This is a genomic window from Parasphingorhabdus sp., assembly GCF_048269865.1.
In the GTDB taxonomy this organism is placed as follows: domain Bacteria; phylum Pseudomonadota; class Alphaproteobacteria; order Sphingomonadales; family Sphingomonadaceae; genus Parasphingorhabdus.
Genome location: NZ_JBLWUA010000004.1, coordinates 304,733 through 323,069 on the forward strand (window position 1 = coordinate 304,733; position 18,337 = coordinate 323,069).

The 18,337-nt window shown below is 56.3% G+C and carries 12 protein-coding genes; 9 read left to right on the plus strand and 3 right to left on the minus strand.

Features of this window, described 5'->3' with window-relative positions; translation table 11 throughout:
* Positions 1 to 158 precede the first annotated feature (158 nt).
* Positions 159 to 1,046 (plus strand): ATP-grasp fold amidoligase family protein, encoded by an 888-nt coding sequence (locus ACN0WW_RS07645; protein ID WP_417611055.1) that lies wholly within the window; start codon positions 159 to 161, stop codon positions 1,044 to 1,046.
* A 52-nt stretch (positions 1,047 to 1,098) separates the two neighbouring features.
* Here ACN0WW_RS07645 and ACN0WW_RS07650 read toward each other — a convergent pair whose 3' ends face one another.
* From ACN0WW_RS07650 to ACN0WW_RS07660, 3 genes are all read right to left on the minus strand, one after another.
* On the minus strand, positions 1,099 to 2,277 hold the full coding sequence (locus tag ACN0WW_RS07650) for an LL-diaminopimelate aminotransferase (protein WP_417611057.1): 1,179 nt from the start codon (positions 2,275 to 2,277) through the stop codon (positions 1,099 to 1,101).
* 101 nt (positions 2,278 to 2,378) lie between these two features.
* Complete coding sequence (locus tag ACN0WW_RS07655) at positions 2,379 to 4,004, minus strand: alkaline phosphatase D family protein (RefSeq protein ID WP_417611059.1); 1,626 nt, start codon at positions 4,002 to 4,004, stop codon at positions 2,379 to 2,381.
* A gap of 4 nt (positions 4,005 to 4,008) precedes the next feature.
* Positions 4,009 to 5,184, minus strand: coding sequence for a DUF3667 domain-containing protein (locus ACN0WW_RS07660; protein WP_417611061.1), 1,176 nt, complete (start codon positions 5,182 to 5,184; stop codon positions 4,009 to 4,011).
* Between the two features lie 442 nt (positions 5,185 to 5,626).
* Between ACN0WW_RS07660 and ACN0WW_RS07665 the strand changes: the two genes are divergently transcribed.
* From ACN0WW_RS07665 to ACN0WW_RS07700, 8 genes are all read left to right on the plus strand, one after another.
* Positions 5,627 to 8,155, plus strand: coding sequence for an ATP-binding protein (locus ACN0WW_RS07665; RefSeq protein ID WP_417611063.1), 2,529 nt, complete (start codon positions 5,627 to 5,629; stop codon positions 8,153 to 8,155).
* A 117-nt stretch (positions 8,156 to 8,272) separates the two neighbouring features.
* Positions 8,273 to 9,103, plus strand: a complete 831-nt coding sequence (locus ACN0WW_RS07670; protein ID WP_417611065.1) for an SDR family oxidoreductase — start codon at positions 8,273 to 8,275, stop codon at positions 9,101 to 9,103.
* A 157-nt stretch (positions 9,104 to 9,260) separates the two neighbouring features.
* The gene (locus ACN0WW_RS07675; RefSeq protein WP_417611067.1) at positions 9,261 to 10,802 is read left to right on the plus strand and encodes a GNAT family N-acetyltransferase; all 1,542 of its coding nucleotides are present in this window, start codon (positions 9,261 to 9,263) and stop codon (positions 10,800 to 10,802) included.
* A 346-nt stretch (positions 10,803 to 11,148) separates the two neighbouring features.
* The gene (locus ACN0WW_RS07680; RefSeq protein WP_417611069.1) at positions 11,149 to 13,092 is read left to right on the plus strand and encodes an AsmA family protein; all 1,944 of its coding nucleotides are present in this window, start codon (positions 11,149 to 11,151) and stop codon (positions 13,090 to 13,092) included.
* A gap of 218 nt (positions 13,093 to 13,310) precedes the next feature.
* Entirely contained in the window at positions 13,311 to 14,132 is an 822-nt protein-coding gene (locus ACN0WW_RS07685; RefSeq protein WP_417611071.1) for a sterol desaturase family protein, read from the plus strand.
* A 102-nt stretch (positions 14,133 to 14,234) separates the two neighbouring features.
* A complete protein-coding gene (locus ACN0WW_RS07690) occupies positions 14,235 to 16,385 on the plus strand; it encodes an FAD-dependent oxidoreductase (RefSeq protein ID WP_417611073.1) in 2,151 nt (716 codons plus the stop codon).
* Positions 16,382 to 17,653, plus strand: a complete 1,272-nt coding sequence (locus ACN0WW_RS07695) for a NupC/NupG family nucleoside CNT transporter (RefSeq protein ID WP_417611075.1) — start codon at positions 16,382 to 16,384, stop codon at positions 17,651 to 17,653. Before ACN0WW_RS07690 ends, ACN0WW_RS07695 begins: the two co-directional genes overlap by 4 nt.
* A gap of 26 nt (positions 17,654 to 17,679) precedes the next feature.
* A complete protein-coding gene (locus tag ACN0WW_RS07700) occupies positions 17,680 to 18,282 on the plus strand; it encodes a CDP-alcohol phosphatidyltransferase family protein (protein ID WP_417611077.1) in 603 nt (200 codons plus the stop codon).
* The last annotated feature ends 55 nt before the right edge of the window (positions 18,283 to 18,337 follow it).

Consider the following 18,337-nt stretch of genomic DNA (forward strand, 5'->3'; position numbering starts at 1 on the left):
AACAACCGCGCTAACAGCTTGAAAAACGGATATATCGCGTTGTTCCACATCATGCCGCAACTTGGCATAAAAGCATGGCAGTAGGACAGCAAAATATGCCAATGCGAAGGACCGGACCGTTTTCGGAGGGAACGCGATCGCGCGGGAGGCGTAATGGAATGATGAACCTGCGGCATCTGCCCTCCCTGCCGCACTGGCTCGTCCCCTCCGCCCGTTTGCGAATATATATCATTTATCTCTGGCGCCACCGCCGATGGCCGGACTTGCGCGCGCCGCGCCGTTTCACAGAGCTGGTCCAGTGGCGGAAACTTTACGACCACGATCCGAGGATGACGGTCATGGCCGACAAGATTGCGGCAAAGAAACATGTCGAACAGAAACTCGGCGGCAAATGGATCATTCCGACCTACTGGAGCGGCCGGGTTTTGCCCGAGCATCCTTCATGGCCCTATCCCTTCATTCTGAAGGCGAGCCATGGCTGCAACCAGAATTTCATTTGTCGCAACCCGGCGGACTGGAAGAAGGCGCGGCGAGCATCCGCCAAATGGCTGCGCGCACCTTACGGGCTTTGGCTGGACGAATGGGCCTACCGCGCCATTCCCCGAAGCTATATCGTGGAACCCTATCTCGGTACCGGTCACGCCGTACCTGTCGATTATAAAATCTACGTGTTTGGCGGCAAGGCAGCGTTTGTTCAGGTCCATATGAACCGCTATTCCGACCATCGGTGGATATTATTTGACCGGCAATGGAAACAGCTATCGCGCCTGGGGGACGACGCCTTGCCTTTGGCCCCTGCCTCTCTGGCCAGAATCCTTGATGGCGCCGAAAAGATCGCCGCCGATTTTGATTTCGCACGCATCGATTTCTATGAAATCGCCGGTGAGCCAAAATTCGGCGAAGTCACATTCTATCCAGGCTCGGGGCTGGATCCGTTCGATCCTCCCGAGCTCGATGACAAGATTGGCGCCTTGTGGCTGGGCGGACTATCCAACCAAGCGGACCGGCCCTATTCAGCCGGCCAGTGGAAGCCGAAAACAGCCTGAACACCAGCGGTTTGGGCCATCATGTTCGATGGCCCCAAATGCGTGAAGCGGGTCAGCCCTTGCTCAGGAACTTCTTGATGTTCCGCGCGGCCTGGCGAATGCGCTGTTCATTCTCCACGAGCGCCAGCCGGACAAAGCCCTCGCCCTCGTCACCAAAGCCGGGTCCCGGCGCGACCGCCACTCCCGCTTCGGCGATCAGCCGTTTCGAAAATTCCATCGCCCCGAGATGGCTGAACTGTTCCGGAATCGGGGCCCAGGCGAACATGCTGGCTTCCGGAGGCGGAATGTCCCATCCGGCGCGACCGAAGCTTTCGACCATGATATCGCGCCGCTTTTTATAGAGTGTCCGGTTTTCCTCAATGATATCCTGCGGACCATTGAGCGCTGCGGTAGCCGCCACCTGAATCGGTGTGAACGCACCATAATCAAGATAGGATTTCACCCGCGTCAGCGCGCCGATCAGCTGCTGGTTGCCGACTGCGAAGCCCATCCGCCAGCCCGGCATCGAATAGGTTTTCGACATGCTGGTGAATTCGACCACGCAATCCTTGGCCCCTTCAATCTGCAGCATCGAAGGTGTCGGCGTATCACCAAAGTAAATCTCGGCATAAGCCAGATCACTGATCACCCACAATTTATGCTCTCGGGCGAAATCAACGACCTTCTGGTAGAAATCGAGATCAGCGACATAGGCGGTCGGATTGCTGGGATACCCCATCACCAGTACCGAAGGTTTTGGTACGGAATAGCTCATCGCATATTCGAGCCGGGTAAAGAAATCCGGCCCCGGCGCGGCGGGAATAGAGCGAATCGCGGCTCCGGCAATGATGAAACCGAACGTGTGAATCGGGTAAGACGGATTGGGCGCGAGCACCACATCGCCCGGCGCGGTGATCGCTTGTGCAAGATTGGCGAGTCCCTCTTTGGAGCCGAGCGTTACAATCACTTCGCTTTCGGGATCCAGATCCACGTCAAAGCGGCGCTTGTAATAGGCAGCCTGCGCTTTACGCAGGCCCTTGATGCCCTTCGACGCGGAATAGCGATGCGCGGTTGGATCGTTGGCAGTTTCGCACAGCTTGTCGATCACATGTTTCGCGGGCATGCCGTCTGGATTGCCCATACCGAGATCGATAATGTCCTCGCCGCGGGCCCGCGCTTCCGCCTTCATCGCGTTTACTTCAGCGAAGACATAGGGCGGCAGGCGTTTTATGCGGTAAAATTCTTCGGACATTATCGGTCGGCTCTTAAGCTAAGTTATCAGGAGTGGTGCCTTTGCGTAATTTTAGTGCGAATGTCGAGGCCTGCTGTGCTCTAAAGAATTTTGAACTGCCATCAGGTGAGCTTGTTCGCACCCCGCAATACCGTTTGACTGCTGCTGCCTCGCAAAGCCGTCGACTTGGCCCGGATCGTGTCCAGAAAATGCCAGGTCGAGGTCGCTTTCTCGGGAGTAAGCGCAACAGCCATATAACCACGATTCGACGTATCGGCCCATTGCAACTGGCCATTGGTCTCCTGCAGGGCCCTCGCTGCCACTTCCGGCTTGGCTCCGGACAGATAGGATTCAAGGCCCGGCGAGGTAACGCTGTGTCCGCCAAATTCCACACCTGCTTTGCCGTCAGCGGTTTCCAGATTGAAGGCCCAACCATTGTGACTGTCACCGGACAGGACAATCAGGTCAGCATCGACACCCTGCGCCGCCTGCAGCGCGCGTTCGCGGGCCTGCGGATAGCCGTCCCAGCTGTCGAAATTTATCGGCAGCCCGATTTTGGCGGCAAGTGCGCCAACAGCCAGCCGAGCCTTCGCATAAGCCGGTGCATCGGGAGCAACCCAGTTGGTCGCTTCCTGGGGCAGCTTCAATTCACCCATCACGCACTGCTGGGACCAGACTTGCCATTTGGTGCCGGCCGCCTTCGATTTCTGCATCGCGGTTGCCAGCCAGGCTTCCTGTTCGCCGCCGATCATTTGCCGGTCGGGGTCCTGCCAGACATTGTCGCGGAAAGATTCGAGCGCCTTCTGGATATCTTCCTGCCCCTTCAGCGCCGCGCCCAAATCAAGCTGCTTGCTGCGCGCGGTAATCCGGCTTTCGGTCAGGAACAGGGTGGCGAGGTCACCAATCTGATATTCGCTCCAGCGCGGGCTGCCATAAGGCTTATCACTGACCGGCATCCATTCCCTGTAAACCTGCTCGGCAGCGCGCTTGCGCGTTTCCCAGTCGCCTTCGCTAGGATCGTGGTTTTGCGCACCCCCCTTATAGGCGTCATTGGCAAATTCGTGATCGTCCCACATCGCGATCATTGGCAGCACCTGGTGCAAACGCTGCAAATCCGGGTCCTTGCGATAGGCACCGTAGCGCAGCCGGTAATCAGCGAGATGGATAATCTCGGAGGCCGGATCAATGGTCCGCCCGGCCAGCGCCTTCGAGGGATAGGTTCCAACCGGATATTCGTAGAGATAGTCGCCAGTGTGCACGATCAGGTCGAGCGACGCATTCTGGGCGGCATGAGCGTAAGCATTGAAATATCCAAACGGCAGGTTGGAACAACCGACCACGCCTATATTGAATTCGGCAGTCGGTCCCTCAGGCAAAGTCCGCGTCCGGCCGATCGGGGATTTCGAGCCATCGGGCGCAACGAATCGATAAAAATACCAAGCGTTGGGATCCAGATCCTGCGCCGTTATTTTTGCGATATGGTCGCGATCGGCCAGCGCCTCGACTTCACCGGCTATGTTCGCTCCGGAAAAGTCTGCATTCGCCGATATTTCCGCTGTCAGCTTAACATCGCCATTGCCCACATAGCGAGTCCACAGCAGCACCGAACTTTGCGACGGCTCGCCGCTAGCAACCCCATGCGTGAAGCCCTTTGCGCCCATTAGCGCCGCCGAAGCCGGAACGCTGAGTGCGCCAAGGCCGAATGTTCCCAGCGCCATCAACTGGCGGCGATCGATTTTGAATGTCATGATCTTATCCCAAAATGCCTAGTGCAAGCAAAATAACGAAAAATAAAGACAGGCTTATGACGGTGAACAACAATAAGAAAAATGTGCGGACCAGAGCCTCGAAGCGTGACATTCCGTAAGCGTGGCGCATCTGCCGGTACATGTGGAAGGGCGGATATAGAAACAGCAGCAAGCCCCACAGATTAACCGAAACACCGATCGCGGCCAGCACAGCGCACGTGATGAACAACAGCGACATGAAGCTGATCGAATAGGTTGTAAAAACGGCATGGTCGTAAAAATGGTGACCACGGCGACCAATCAACGTCAGCCAGACAAATGGCAATGACAGCGGAATCAACAGCCAAGCGAATTTATAGCCATTGGCCTTGAGCTTGTAGAGCAGAAGGTCCGGATTGGCGGTGACCTTTTTTACCACCTGCTTCAACCATCGGTCGGCTTCAGGGGAGCCGGTATGGAAATTGCCTTCGCCATCCGATTGAGTCGCCCCGGAATCATCGGCGTCCCGGCCCTGGTCTTCACCCGGTTTCACCGCAGACGGATTGATCCCATTGCTGCCATCATCGGTCAGCTTCACATGGGGATAAGGCGGTTCCTGACCCGCCATATTGGCCATTATATTGCGGGCTTTTTGCAAATTCCGGATATCGTCTTCCAGCTCGGCCTTTTCCGCCCCTTTCGCTTGTGGCAGTTGCGCTGTCTTGGCATCGATCTGGTCATCCAGCTGTTCAGCTTCGGTGATAATCGCCGCTCTTTCATTACCGTCAACCGTGTCGGCATCGGCTGCCGAGAACGGATCGCCCAGAAAAGAAAACACGGCGAACATCATGAATACCGAAAACAGGAACAGTGCCATCGGCGAAATGAAGCGGGCACGCTCACCATGGATGTAACGCCGGGTCAGGTCACCCGGACGCCAAGCAAGCAATGGCAGTGTGCGCCAGAATTTTCCTTCAAAATGCAGCACACCGTGCAGGATGTCGTGCCAGAAGGCACCGATCGAGCGGTGAACGTGCAACGGCTGCCCGCAATTGCCACAATAATTCCCTGTTACAATAGCACCGCAGTTGAGACAGGTTCCGTCTTTGCCGAGAGCGGCTCCGTAGCTCTCGTCTTCTAATGCTTTGGCAATCATACCGCCTTCGACAGCGGTCCCCAATGCGTCTATTTCGTCCGACATGCCGCGCAGCTTTGGCTTATTCAATCAATAAGGCAAGCGGCTTTTTGCAAACCCCGGTTGTAATGCAGCAAGATGCAAATGCCTGATCAACTGCTGTCTATTGCAGTCCCGAAAGCACGAGTTGCGGCGCGGTACCAACCGTATCACGGAGTGTTGGATAATATATTAACCGATTTCGCCTAGACGCGAACGGGCGAGAAAGAAGGCCAGCACGAGCACCAAAACTGGGGCTCAACGCCCATGGTGCCGAAGGCAGGAGACGATATATGAATGATCGTGTTGTAGAATTTTCCCAAACAGGCAGTGGCGCTGCAAACGCCGCGTCAGGTTCATGGCCCGCCATCACGACGATACTGCTGCTACAAAGTCCAGCAGTTCCAACAGTCCGCGCCTAGTCAATCTGGTTGGCGGCCATTTTCACCATGATGGACAGATCAAATTTATGCGGTGGCCAATGAAGGCTTTCCTGACTCACCAGACCCCATGGATGCTCGGATTGTCCGCTTTGGGCGTCGCGTCAATTTTTGGCGCGCTGGCATGGGGCGGGATCAGCCTGACGTCTGATGACGGCGGAATTGCAGTGGTCTGGTTGGCCAATGCCTTCCTGGTCGCCGTCATTCTGAGATCAATACGGCGCAATGTGCCTTACTATCTTGCGGCGGGATTTGCCGCAAATATCGCGGTGAATGTTTTAACGGGCGATCCCTTGGGTCAGGCGATCACGATGTCCTGCCTGAACCAGTTTGAAATAATATTGATCTGGCAGCTCATGCGGCGGCTCGGGCATCCTCGACCAGATATGCAAAAGCCGTCCGAACTTGGCAAATTTTGTCTAGTCGGCGGACTGGCGGCCCCGCTGGCGTCTGGGTTTTTTGCAGGCATGCTTTTGTCGAGCGGCAACTGGGAGTCATTCCTTTGGTCCTGGCTGCAATGGAGCGCGACTGACGGCCTCGGCATGCTGTTGCTCAGCCCAGCGATTATGGTCGTGATTGATCTTGTCAGACCAACGCGAAAAACGAGCGGTTATGTCCAGCGCATGTACCTTTCCGCCAGCCGGATAGAATGGCTGGTGATTCAGTCTTTCACTCTGGCATCCGCAATCCTCATTTTTGGCTTTCTCGATTTCCCGGTGTTTTTTTTGGTGGCGCCGCTCGTCTTGCTGAATGCGTTCAGACTGGGCACACCCGGCACTTCGGTATCGATCGGCCTGATCGCCGTTGTGGTCGTTATTTGCGCGGCTTTTGAAACTGGTCCGTTTTACTCAGTCGATCTTCCCCTGATCGCAAAGTTTTTCATCTTGCAGGTATTTCTGCTCAGTTGCTTCGCAATAGGCATGCCCACTTCAGCGATGCTGGCGGAAATGGCCAAAATCCGGAAAACGCTGCGGATGCACCACGAAGTGCGCGCCTCCATGCTGGAAAATGTCAGCCAGGTCATTTTTCGGACGAATGAAAATCTGCAATGGCAGTTTTTGAACCCGGCATGGGAAAAGCTCACGGGCAGGCCGGTTGACGACAGTTTGGGAGAGGCGGTGACCGAAACATTCGATGGTGGAAACCTTGAGTTGTTGGAAACTCATCTCGCTCATGTTCAATCCGGTGCCGTCAAACGCGCCCGTTTCGAAGGATCCATACACCATCAGCAGGGAGCGATGGTCGATGTTGAGTTGAGCTTTTCGAGACTGGTTGATGAAGATGGCAGCTTCGTCGGGATTGTCGGCAGCATCACCGACGTAACCGAACGAAAACAGATAGAAGAGAAACTGATCGCCGCTCGCGATGGTGCAGAACGGGCAGCGGAGGCCAAAACCAGGTTCCTCGCCAATATGAGCCACGAGATCAGAACACCAATGAACGGGGTCCTGGGATTTGCGCAAATGCTGTTGGACAGCGACTTGCCCTCGGAACAGGAAGATCATGCCCGGATGATATTGGACTCCGGAAACGCGATGATGCGACTTCTCAACAATATTCTTGATATTTCAAAGGTGGAGGCCGGCCAGACCAATTGCACCATAGAACCGATGTCAATACGCCATGTGATCAGAAGTTGCGTGAGTCTGATGGCGCCCCTCGCCGAACAGAAAAAGCTCCGCCTTCATTTGCTGATCCAGGACAATATACCCGACCAGATACTGACAGATGCCGGCCTTTTGCGTCAGATAGTCCTCAATCTGCTGGGCAATGCCGTCAAGTTCACCGAGACCGGCGCGGTGACCGTGACGGTAGAAGTGGATCACCCTGTTGACGGCGAAACCAATCTGCATGTGTTTGTAGAAGATACCGGAATCGGGATTCCGGCAAACCGGCTTGAGGCGATATTTGCTCCGTTTGAGCAAGCGGACCCGAATACGACCAGAAACTTTGGCGGCAGTGGTCTCGGCCTGACAATCAGCAGGCAATTGGCCTCACTTATGGGCGGCACCATCGACGTTTGCAGCACAGAAAAAAAGGGCACGACCTTTCATCTGCAGGTCGCGGTCGGCGTGCCGCAGGGCCAATTGTCCGATGAGCCTGAGAAGGGTCAGATAGTGGTTGAACAGTTTCCAGAGACGGAGGTCGACAAACCGCTTACACAAGGCTGTAACGGCAGAATTTTGGTCGCGGAAGACCATGACATCAACCAAACGCTGATTTCAGAGATGATTCACAGGCTCGGCTATCAAGCTGTCCTCGCGGTCAACGGCGCCGACGCCGTTGAAAAAGTGGAAGCGGCAGAGCGCGCGCACGCCCCCTTCGATTTGGTGCTGATGGATGTGCAAATGCCGGTAATGGACGGCCATGAAGCGACAAGGGCGATACGCGCCAAAGGATATACCGAAGAGCGGCTACCGATCCTGGCAATCACCGCAAACGCCTACCCCGAAGACATAGCCCATTGCCTGGAGTCGGGCATGCAAGGCCATATTTCCAAGCCGATCATAGTTGACAATCTGAACGCGTCGCTTCGGGACTGGGTGACACCTCGCTAATGGCGCGATGCAGGTAGGCGGGCCACCGAAGTTACGCGATATTGGGCAAAAACCTGACCGCTGCGAGATAATGCACAGATCGGGTGCCCCACTATCTATATTGGCCATAGGTGTTGCGTGGATCGGCCTGATTATCGCTATACATCCGCGTGCCGTTCCGCCAAATATGAAGCCATGGAACTGAATCTGAAAAACAGGGTGGTGCTGGTTACGGCTGGCAGCAAGGGTATTGGACTGGCGACGGCGTTGGGATTCCATGCGTGTGGCGCAAAAGTGGCGATCTGCAGCCGGTCTCAGGACAAGCTTGATGCCGCTGCAGCCCAAATGCCGGGCTGTCTGGCGCTGATCGGCGATGTATCCCAGGCGCAAGATATCGAACGGGTCGTCGATGCAGCGACCAAGGAATTTGGCGGAATCGATATATTGGTGAACAACGCGGGCGGACCGCCACCGGGACTGTTTGCCGAGATGGCTGATGATGACTGGGAAAAGGCCGTAGAGTTGACTTTGATGTCTGTCGTCCGCGCGACCCGACTGGTTCTGCCCCACATGCGGTCTCAAAAATGGGGCCGGATTGTCAATATTTCGTCTTCCGGGGTCAAACAGCCCGTGCCCGGACTGACTCTTTCCAATAGCATCAGAATGGCTGTATTGGGCTGGGCGAAGACCCTCGCCAATCAGGTAGCCGCTGACAATGTGCTCGTGAATACAGTATGCCCGGGCTTTACCCAGACCGATCGCGTCGCCCAAATCCTCGAGCAGCAATCTGCGGCTTCCGGCAAGAGCGTCGATGAAATTGCAGCAGGCATGGCCGCACAGATTCCGATGCAGCGAATCGGCCAGCCTGAAGAAATCGCCAATCTCGCGGTTTTCCTGGGGTCCGAGGCTGCCAGCTATATGACGGGCACCGCAATTCAGGTCGATGGTGGTTCCGTCCAGGGATATTAGTCCCGTCCAATATTGAGGCGGCGGCTGATTCCTCAAGGCGGCGGTTTTGAGCAATGCCGCTGTTCAGGCGGCCCCGTTCCGGGTGGCGGCAGCCCGCCAGACAACATTGGTCACAACAAATCTTTCCCATGGGTCAAAAGGCCGCTAATGGGCGCGCATGACTGCAGAAAAACCAAAACTTATCATCCGCATGGCGGAACTGGAAGATGCCAGAAAAATCTCGGCCCTGTCGCGCAAGGTCTATGGCAAGGGCGAGAATTATTCGACCGAGGAAATCCGGGGCCAGATCAACAATTTTGCCGAGGGCCAGCTGGTCGCGGAATATGAAGGCAAGATTGTCGGCCATTGCGCAACCTTCCAGATTGCCGAAAAGACCGCCCGCGCAGCCCACAGCTGGGCCGAAATCACCGGTGGCGGTTTTGCCGCACGGCACAATCCCGATGGTGAGATCCTCTATGGCATGGAGGTCAGCGTTGATCCGGATTACCGGCGATTGCGCATCGGACTGCGTTTCTACAAGGTGCGCCGCGAACTCTGTCAGCATCTGGGGCTGAAAGGCATCATCTTTGGCGGGCGCCTGCCTGGCTATGCCCGGCGCAAGCGCAAATATCCCGATCCGGCGGACTATCTGGCCGCTGTCATGGACAAGCAGTTTCGTGACCCGGTGATCAATTTTCAGCTCAATCAGGGTTTTGAGCCGATCGGGATTTTGAAAGACTATATGCCAAGCGACACGCCGTCAGGCGGCCATGCCGTGCATATGTTTTGGGAAAATCCGCTGGCCGCAGACGCCAAGATTGAGACCCAAACACCGCATGACCGGCTGCCGCAATCGGTACGCGTGGCGACCGTGCAGTTCCAGATGCGCAAGATTGCCTCGCAGACAGAATTTGAAGAACAGGTCGAATATTTTGTCGATGTTGCCGCGGACTATGGCGCGGACTTCGTGACTTTTCCGGAACTGTTCACACTGCAACTGCTTTCGCTCGAAGGGGAAAAGCTGGAGCCGGCACAAGCGATTGAGAAAATTGCGGAATATACCGAGCGGTTTACGGGGTTCATGGAGCAGCTGGCGGTCTCCTATCATATCAACATCATCGGCGGCTCCCATCCGACGCGGATGGACAATGGCGATATCCGCAATATTTCCTATGTCTTCCTGCGCAACGGTGCGGTCTACACGCAGGACAAGCTGCATCCGACCCCCAGCGAAGTGCGCTGGTGGAACATCAAGGGTGGCTATGGCGCGGAAGCTATTCCAACCGATTGCGGGCCGATCGGCGTGATGATTTGCTACGATAGCGAATTCCCGGAAATGGCCCGGCATCTGGTCGATCAGGGCGCGATGATCCTGTTCGTGCCATTCTGCACCGACGAACGGCGTGGCTATCTGCGGGTGCGCTATTGTTGCCAGGCCCGGGCCGTGGAAAACCAGTGCTATGTTGTGATGTCTGGTGTCGTCGGCAATCTGCCCAATGTCGAGAATATGGACATCCACTATGCCGAAAGCGCGATCTTGACGCCGTCCGACTTCCCGTTTGCGCGCGATGGCGTGGCAGCGGACACAGCGCCCAATACCGAGACCATCGCGCTGGCAGATCTGTCAATGACAAGCCTGCTGACCAGCCGACAATCCGGGGCCGTGCAGAACTTGAAAGACCGCCGCTTCGATCTGTATCGGGTGACGTGGAAGGGCTAGAACGCCCCTGAGTCCGGTCGAAATTTGGCCTTTCAACTGCCGTTTGACTGGCTGCGCGATCCGTCAGCGGCCCGTTTTGTAGCGAATGGGCCGGACTGAAAAGCCGCATGGCTGTCCGCAACTCGCGGCGCGGCTGGCGGAGACGCAACCTTTTCTGAGGCCAATCGTAAATCCAGCGCCGCTTTATTATGAGCGGTACAGCGATCAAGCAGCACAGATAAAATGTTCCGCTGATGATATCGATGTTCAGCATAGGAAGTTCATAGTGCGAAAATTGATCATATCCCCGGCTAATGCGCCCATCGGCGGCAATCGCCCCGCGCTCACAGCGGCGGGGCACTGAGCGATGGCGGACATGGACGGGCAGACCAGTTTTTTTGCAACAAAACGGGTCCGCAACATAGTTGCCGTCATCGTAGCTATTCTGGTCCTCATACTGTTATTTCTGGGCGCTGTACCGGCCAGCCTGATGCGCACCGCGATTAGCAATGAATTGCGAGGCGCGTCGGACCGCGATGTCGACATAGGCGCCGTTACCAGAGACAGTTTCTTTTCCTACTCTCCGGTGATCACCGTCCACGATCTGCGGGTGGCCCAACCAGACTGGGTGGGTGAAGGCGATTTTCTAAAGTTGCAAAAAATATCGGCACGCGTGTCGATATTGGACGTCATCCTGGGCGACGCGAGACCGGACCGCGTATCGATCGACGGGCTCGACATTGCCCTCGTCCGCAACGAAGAGGGCCGCGCCAACTGGAATGATGACGGGTCCGACGATGATGATGGCCAAAAGAGTCGCGGTCCCGGTCTGACCGATCTAGATATCGTCAATTCACATTTCAGTTTTACCGATCGCAAACGGGAGCTCACTGTCGACGGCCCGGTCTCGGTGAATTCAGAAGACGGTCTGCGCGCTGAGGCAAGCGGCACGTTTTTGAAAACCAAAGCTCGGCTGGTTTTTACCGGCGGTGCCATCACCGGCATTGATCCCGAGGCAGACTATCCCTTCGAAATGTCCCTGCAATCGCCAGCTTTGAAACTGACGGCGAACGGAAAAATGCAGGGGGTGTTAAATACCGACCGTTTCACCGCGACGCTGTCAGCCCAAGCGCCAACGCTGAAAAATCTGGATAAGGTCATCGAAGCCGGGTTGTTCGGAACCCAGCCTATCGATTTGCGCGCCAATGTCCGGCATAAAGATAAGGACTGGTTTATCAGAAAGTTGAGCGGCTCTATTGGCCGTTCTAAATTGTCTGGCCAAGCGGATGTCCTGAAGCGCGAAGGGCGGACAAAAATCGATGCAAAGATTGATGCCGCGGCCTTGGATTTCGATGACCTCGCCGATGATGCAGGCCTGGCAAAAGCGGCAGCGCTGACCCGCCGGATTGGCCCGCGCGTCATTCCCAACACACGCATCAATCTGTCCAAAATGGGGGCAACCGATGGCCAGATAGACTTTACCGTTGATCGCCTTCTGTCACGCCGAGAAACCGTTTTCAGAAGCCTTAAAGGCCAACTGGCGATGGACCATCGCGTGATAAAGATTACCAAGCTCGTTGTCGGGTTGAAGAGCGGGCAAATGACCGGCAGTTTGCAGGTTGACCATCGCAGTGGCGCACCTAAATTTTCGACCGACCTCACGCTGAAAGGGGCTTCGCTTGCGGACCTGATCGGCAATGGCGACATTGTGACCGCCACCATGCGCGGCCGCGTCAAATTGTCAGGGTCCGGCGATACCATCAGGGCTGCGCTCGAAAAAGCAGACGGCAAGGCGGCGATGGTAGCATCGGGTGGCAGCGTGCGCGCCACAGTCGCCCATGTCCTGGGCCAGAATTTGAGCGGCGCGGTCGAAGAAATTATCGACGACCCGAAGGCACGGGTGCCGCTTCGCTGTCTGGTCGCCAATTTCAAGGCAAAAAATGGCGTACTGACCCCTTCCCCACTGGCGGTTGATACCGCAACGTCGATCGGACGCGGCGAAGGGCGGATCAATCTGGACGGAGAAAAAATCTCTCTCACCTTGCGCGGCGGTACCAAGGGGAAGAGCGCATTGCACATTGTCGACCCGATCAGGATTAGCGGAACGCTGAACGCACCAGAAGTGTCTGTCGCGGGTCTCGGCAAGGCAGAAGATGCAGAAAAACCCTCGCTCGGCGATGTCCTGAAAGTCGCGACCAAATCGATCGGCAGTGCTTTGGGCATTGGATCAAGCAAGAAACAGGACGAAGCGTTCATTCAAAAACCAAAGTCACTGGACTGTGCAGCGGTGGTCGCGGCCGCAATGCGGTAAAATAGCCGGTTTCGGCGAGTAGCCAACGGCAGTCTATGGAACGGGCCCACAAACCCATCCCATACAGCAAGACGCGGAAAATCAGCAAAACAGATGTGCGTGCAAGCAAGGCGGCAGGCTGTTTTCAATTCATGTTCTTTTGACGCACTTTTTGCTACCAACGGATCAATCAGACTCTGGAAACGAGAAAAAGCAATATCGCAGCAGAAACATCTTCCATGACCGATGATCTGGCAGTCTACGGCTTCGCCTGTTCGGGGCTTCTGTTCGTCCTTTTGGTTCTACTGGAGACGGTTTTTCCACGGAAGAAACGATCAATGGCGCGCAGCGGGCGCTGGCGGACAAATATCATCATCATCCTTATCGGCAGCGTCGGCGTCCGGCTGATGGGACCGGTTGTCGCCATTTCTGCCGCGGTGTTTGCCGCGCACAATGATTTCGGCCTGTTCAACTGGACCAGCTTGCCCGGCTGGCTCGAGTTCGCTTTGGCTCTGATATTGTTGGATCTGGCGCTCTATCTGCAGCATCTTATGACCCACAAGATCGCGTTGCTCTGGGCGATCCACAAAGTTCATCATGCCGATCGCGATATAGATGTGACCACCGGCGTGCGCTTTCACCCGATCGAGATCATATTGTCGATGCTGTATAAATGCGCTCTGGTGTTGCCGCTCGGGCCTAGCCCCCTTGCTGTGTTTACCTTTGCGATGATCCTCAACCTGTGTGCGTTGTTCAACCATAGCAACCTGAGGTTGCCGGAGCCGGTCGACGCCATCCTGCGGCGATTCTTGGTGACACCCGATATGCACCGCGTCCATCATTCCACGGTCACGGAAGAGACCAACAGCAATTTCGGTTTCAGCATTGCGTTATGGGACAGATTATTCGGAACCTACAAGGCGCAGCCCATCGCCGGGCATGATGCTATGGTCATCGGCCTGCCCGAATATCAGTCGGAGCATCCGGCGGAACTATGGTGGAGTCTGGTGCTTCCCTTCGCTGATCCGCATAAGAAGAAGCGGTTTGCGGATCGCCGATAGACCCCATCGGCGATCGTTCAATTGCGCCGATTGCAAAACCCGCTAGAAGATCATGACGGGTGGCCCCGTGCAACGGTGCGCCGAACGGGCAGAAAGCAGCATATGAAAAAATTACTGATACTTGTCCTCTTCGCCGTCGCCATTGCATGCTTTTTCTATTTTGATCTCGGGTCGCAGCTCACACTGGCCAATCTGAAAGAACAGCAAGCGGCTTTTGACGCGCAATATCAGGCGAATCCGGTTCTGGTCATCGCGATCTTCTTCCTCATTTACGTTGTGACAACGGCAGCGTCCTTACCGGGTGCCCTCATTCTTACGCTTGCGGCCGGAGCGCTGTTCGGGGTGGTCACTGGCACGATCCTTGTGTCCTTCGCATCTTCCATTGGTGCAACCATTGCCTTTCTGTCATCGCGCTATCTGTTTCGGGATGCCGTCAAATCCCGGTTCGGGGAGCGGCTGAAGGCGATTGACAAGGGTGTCGATAAAGACGGCCCCTTTTACCTGCTCACGCTCCGTCTGGTCCCGATTTTTCCCTTCTTCCTGATCAATCTGCTGATGGGACTGACGACGATCAAGGCCCGGACCTTCTATATCGTGAGCCAGATCGGCATGTTTCTGGGAACGTTGGTCTATGTAAATGCCGGGACCCAGCTCGCCAATATCGATGAAGTCAGCGATATCGGCTCACCGGCTTTGCTGCTTTCTTTCGCTGCGCTCGGCGTCACTCCCTGGATTGGAAAATGGATCGTGTCGGGAATGAAGCGGCGAAAAGTCTATGCGCGCTGGTCCAAGCCAAAAAAATACGACCGAAATTTGGTGGTCATCGGAGCTGGCGCCGCCGGTCTGGTCTCCGCCTATATTGCCGCAACGGTGAAGGCCAAGGTGACGCTTGTTGAGAGTTCCAAAATGGGCGGTGATTGCCTTAACTACGGCTGCGTACCCAGCAAGGCGCTGATCAAAAGCGCGAAAGTCGCCGAGCAGATGCGCAACGGGGACGTTTACGGACTGAACAAGGTCGAGCCCGAATATAGCTTCAAGTCGGTTATGCAGCGCGTGCACGATATCATTGCCACCATTGAGCCCCATGACAGCGTTGAGCGCTATACCGGTCTCGGGGTCGATGTGGTGAAAGGTTATGCAACCATCGTCGATCCATGGACGGTCGAAATCAAGCGCGAAGATGGCGAGACGCAAAGGCTGACCACGCGCTCCATTGTGATCGCTACCGGCGGTCGGCCCTTTATACCCGATCTTCCCGGTCTTGAAGACGTCGGCTATGTAACCAGCGACACCCTGTGGGAAGAATTCGGCCAGATGGACGATATTCCCGAACGCATGATCGTTCTCGGCGGCGGCCCGATTGGTTGCGAACTGAGCCAGGCCTTTGCCCGGCTCGGCGCCAAGGTCGTGCAGATCGAACGGGCCGATCGTTTGCTGGCGCGGGAAGATGATGAGGTGGCGCAACTCGCTCTCGAAGCGCAGCAAAGCTCGGGCGTCACAATATTGACCGGCCATGATGCGGTCCGCTGCGAACTGGTCGACGGCGAGAAGCGCCTGATCCTGTCTGCAGATGGCGAAGAGAAGAGCATCGCCTTTGACGCCCTGGTCATCGCGGTTGGCCGCAGCGCCCGATTGTCTGGATTTGGCCTTGAAGAACTGGGTATCGAAACCGACCGCACCGTCGTCACCGACGAACATCTGGCGACCCTTTATCCCAATATTTTCGCGGCGGGCGATGTCGCGGGACCCTATCAATTCACCCATGTCGCCTCACACCAGGCCTGGTATGCGTCGGTAAACGCCCTGTTCGGGCAGTTCCGCAAATTCAAGGCTGACTACAGGGTCATTCCCTGGACGACATTCATTGATCCGGAAATCGCCCGGGTTGGCCTCAACGAGCAGGACGCGAAAGCGCAGGGCGTTGCCTATGAAGTCACGACCTATCAGATGCACGAACTGGACCGGGCGATCGCGGAAAGCGCTACACAGGGATTTGTCAAAGTGTTGACGCCGCCGGGCAAGGACAAGATACTGGGGGTCACCATCGTTGGTGATCATGCCGGAGAATTGCTCGCCGAATATGTGCTGGCCATGAAATACAAGCTTGGCCTGAACAAGATATTGGGGACCATTCACACCTATCCGACCATGGCTGAAGCCAATAAATATGCCGCTGGCGAATGGAAACGAGCCCATGCGCCGCAGGGTCTGCTGCGCTGGGTCGAGCGCTACCATGGATGGAGGCGCGGATGATCGCCGCCCTGCAGCAAGTCCAGGGCCTGATCGGTCTCTCGCTGATTCTGCTGTTTGTCTGGCTGCTATCGGAAAACCGGCAGGCGCGGCCAAGCTGGAAGTGGATCGGCGGCGCGCTGTTGCTGCAATTCACCATCGCGCTGGTGATCGTCCGGGTGCCCTTCGTCTGGGATTTCATCGGTCTCGCCAATCAGGGCGTGATGGCGATTGAGAAAGCCACTCTGGTCGGATCATCCTATATGTTCGGCTATGCTGGCGGGGCAGAATTGCCGTTCGTGCTGAAAGAAGGCGCGCAGCCACCGCTGATCATCGCTTTCCAGATATTGCCTTTGGTCATTGTCTTCTCGGCGCTGTCAGCCCTGCTCTGGCATTGGGGCGTGCTGGCGTGGATCGTCCGCGGTCTGTCCTGGGGCTTGCGCAAGACCATGGGAGTCAGCGGCGTGGTGGGTCTCAGCGGCGGGGCCAATATATTCCTCGGCGTCGTGGAATCCCCGCTGGTATTGCGCGCCTATTTCGAAAAGATGAGCCGCGCGGAACTGTTCATGATAATGGTGCTGGCGATGTCGACCATTTCCGGTGCGATCCTCGTCCTCTATGCGTCCACCCTTTCCGCCACCTTTCCCAACGCCGTCGGCCATATGATCTCCGCTTCGCTTATCTCGCTGCCGGCCGCCATATTATTGGCGCGGCTGATGGTGCCGGGCGATGACAGGACCGAGACCAGCGACGAGGAAGAACCCGGCCTCAAATATGATGGCAGCATCGACGCCATTGTCCGCGGCACGATGGAAGGCGTACAGGTTTTTCTGGCGGTGATCGGAATCATTCTGGTGGTGTTCGCGCTGGTCGCGTTGATGGACCAGATATTGACGATATTGCCCTATGTTGACGGTCAGGCTGTGACCGTCAGACGCGCCTTTGGCTGGCTGTTCGCACCAGTGATGTGGACGTTGGGTGTGCCTTGGGACCAGGCGCCCGCAGCCGGTGCACTAATGGGCACCAAGACGATCCTCAACGAATATGTCGCCTATCTCGATCTTTCTTCGCTGCCGGAAGGCACGTTCGATCCGCGCAGCCAGCTGATTGTCGTTTACGCACTTTGCGGTTTTGCCAATCTCGCCAGTGTCGGGTTGCTGGTCTCCACGATCGGCACCCTGTCGCCATCGCGCCGGGTCGAAGTTGCGGGCCTCGGCATGAAAAGCTGGATCGCCGGCAATTGCGCCACGGCGATGACCGGTGCGGTCATCGGTATTGTCACTCTTGTCTGATGATCGGCGATTGGGGAAGATGAGAGATGCTTGATTCCCGTCTCCGTCCGATCATTGATCCGCCGCTCAATGCGCTCGGTGCCCGACTGGCCCGGCTAGGGGTGACCGCCAATCAGATCACCCTGGCTGGCGCAACAGTCGGCATCGGCTCGGGCGTGGCAATCGGATTTCGCTATTATCTGCTCGGTCTGGCACTGCTGTTGCTCAGCCGGCTGTTTGACGGGCTGGACGGCGCGGTTGCGCGGGCAACGACGCAATCCAATTTTGGCGGCTATCTCGATATCGTCAGCGATTTCGCCTTTTACATTGCCATGCCGATTGGCTTTGGCTTTGCCGCACCGGGCAACCTCCCATTCGCACTGATACTGGTGGGCAGCTTCACCCTGACCGGCATCAGTTTTCTCGCCTATGCGGTCATGGCGGCCAAAGAGGGCCGGGAGACGGAAGCACATGGCAAAAAGAGCTTTTTCTACAATACAGGACTCGCCGAGGGAACCGAGACCATCATCACCTTCGTGCTGATGTGCATCCTGCCGCAATATTTTGCCATGATCGCCATGATTTACGCAGCAATGTGCGTCGTCACCGTTATCCAGCGCACCATTGCCGCGAAAAATGACTTTCCCTGAACGGCTTTGAACGCGCTGGATACGGTCGACACAATCCCGGTGCAAATCGATGCAA

Coding starts and splice junctions, on each gene's coding strand:
- ACN0WW_RS07660 (WP_417611061.1), bottom strand. CDS start 5,184: ATGTCGGACGAAATAGACGCATTGGGGACCGCTGTCGAAGGCGGTATG.
- ACN0WW_RS07695 (WP_417611075.1), top strand. CDS start 16,382: ATGATCGCCGCCCTGCAGCAAGTCCAGGGCCTGATCGGTCTCTCGCTG.
- ACN0WW_RS07700 (WP_417611077.1), top strand. CDS start 17,680: ATGCTTGATTCCCGTCTCCGTCCGATCATTGATCCGCCGCTCAATGCG.
- ACN0WW_RS07655 (WP_417611059.1), bottom strand. CDS start 4,004: ATGACATTCAAAATCGATCGCCGCCAGTTGATGGCGCTGGGAACATTC.
- ACN0WW_RS07685 (WP_417611071.1), top strand. CDS start 13,311: ATGACCGATGATCTGGCAGTCTACGGCTTCGCCTGTTCGGGGCTTCTG.
- ACN0WW_RS07665 (WP_417611063.1), top strand. CDS start 5,627: ATGCGGTGGCCAATGAAGGCTTTCCTGACTCACCAGACCCCATGGATG.
- ACN0WW_RS07690 (WP_417611073.1), top strand. CDS start 14,235: ATGAAAAAATTACTGATACTTGTCCTCTTCGCCGTCGCCATTGCATGC.
- ACN0WW_RS07680 (WP_417611069.1), top strand. CDS start 11,149: ATGGCGGACATGGACGGGCAGACCAGTTTTTTTGCAACAAAACGGGTC.
- ACN0WW_RS07675 (WP_417611067.1), top strand. CDS start 9,261: ATGACTGCAGAAAAACCAAAACTTATCATCCGCATGGCGGAACTGGAA.
- ACN0WW_RS07650 (WP_417611057.1), bottom strand. CDS start 2,277: ATGTCCGAAGAATTTTACCGCATAAAACGCCTGCCGCCCTATGTCTTC.
- ACN0WW_RS07645 (WP_417611055.1), top strand. CDS start 159: ATGATGAACCTGCGGCATCTGCCCTCCCTGCCGCACTGGCTCGTCCCC.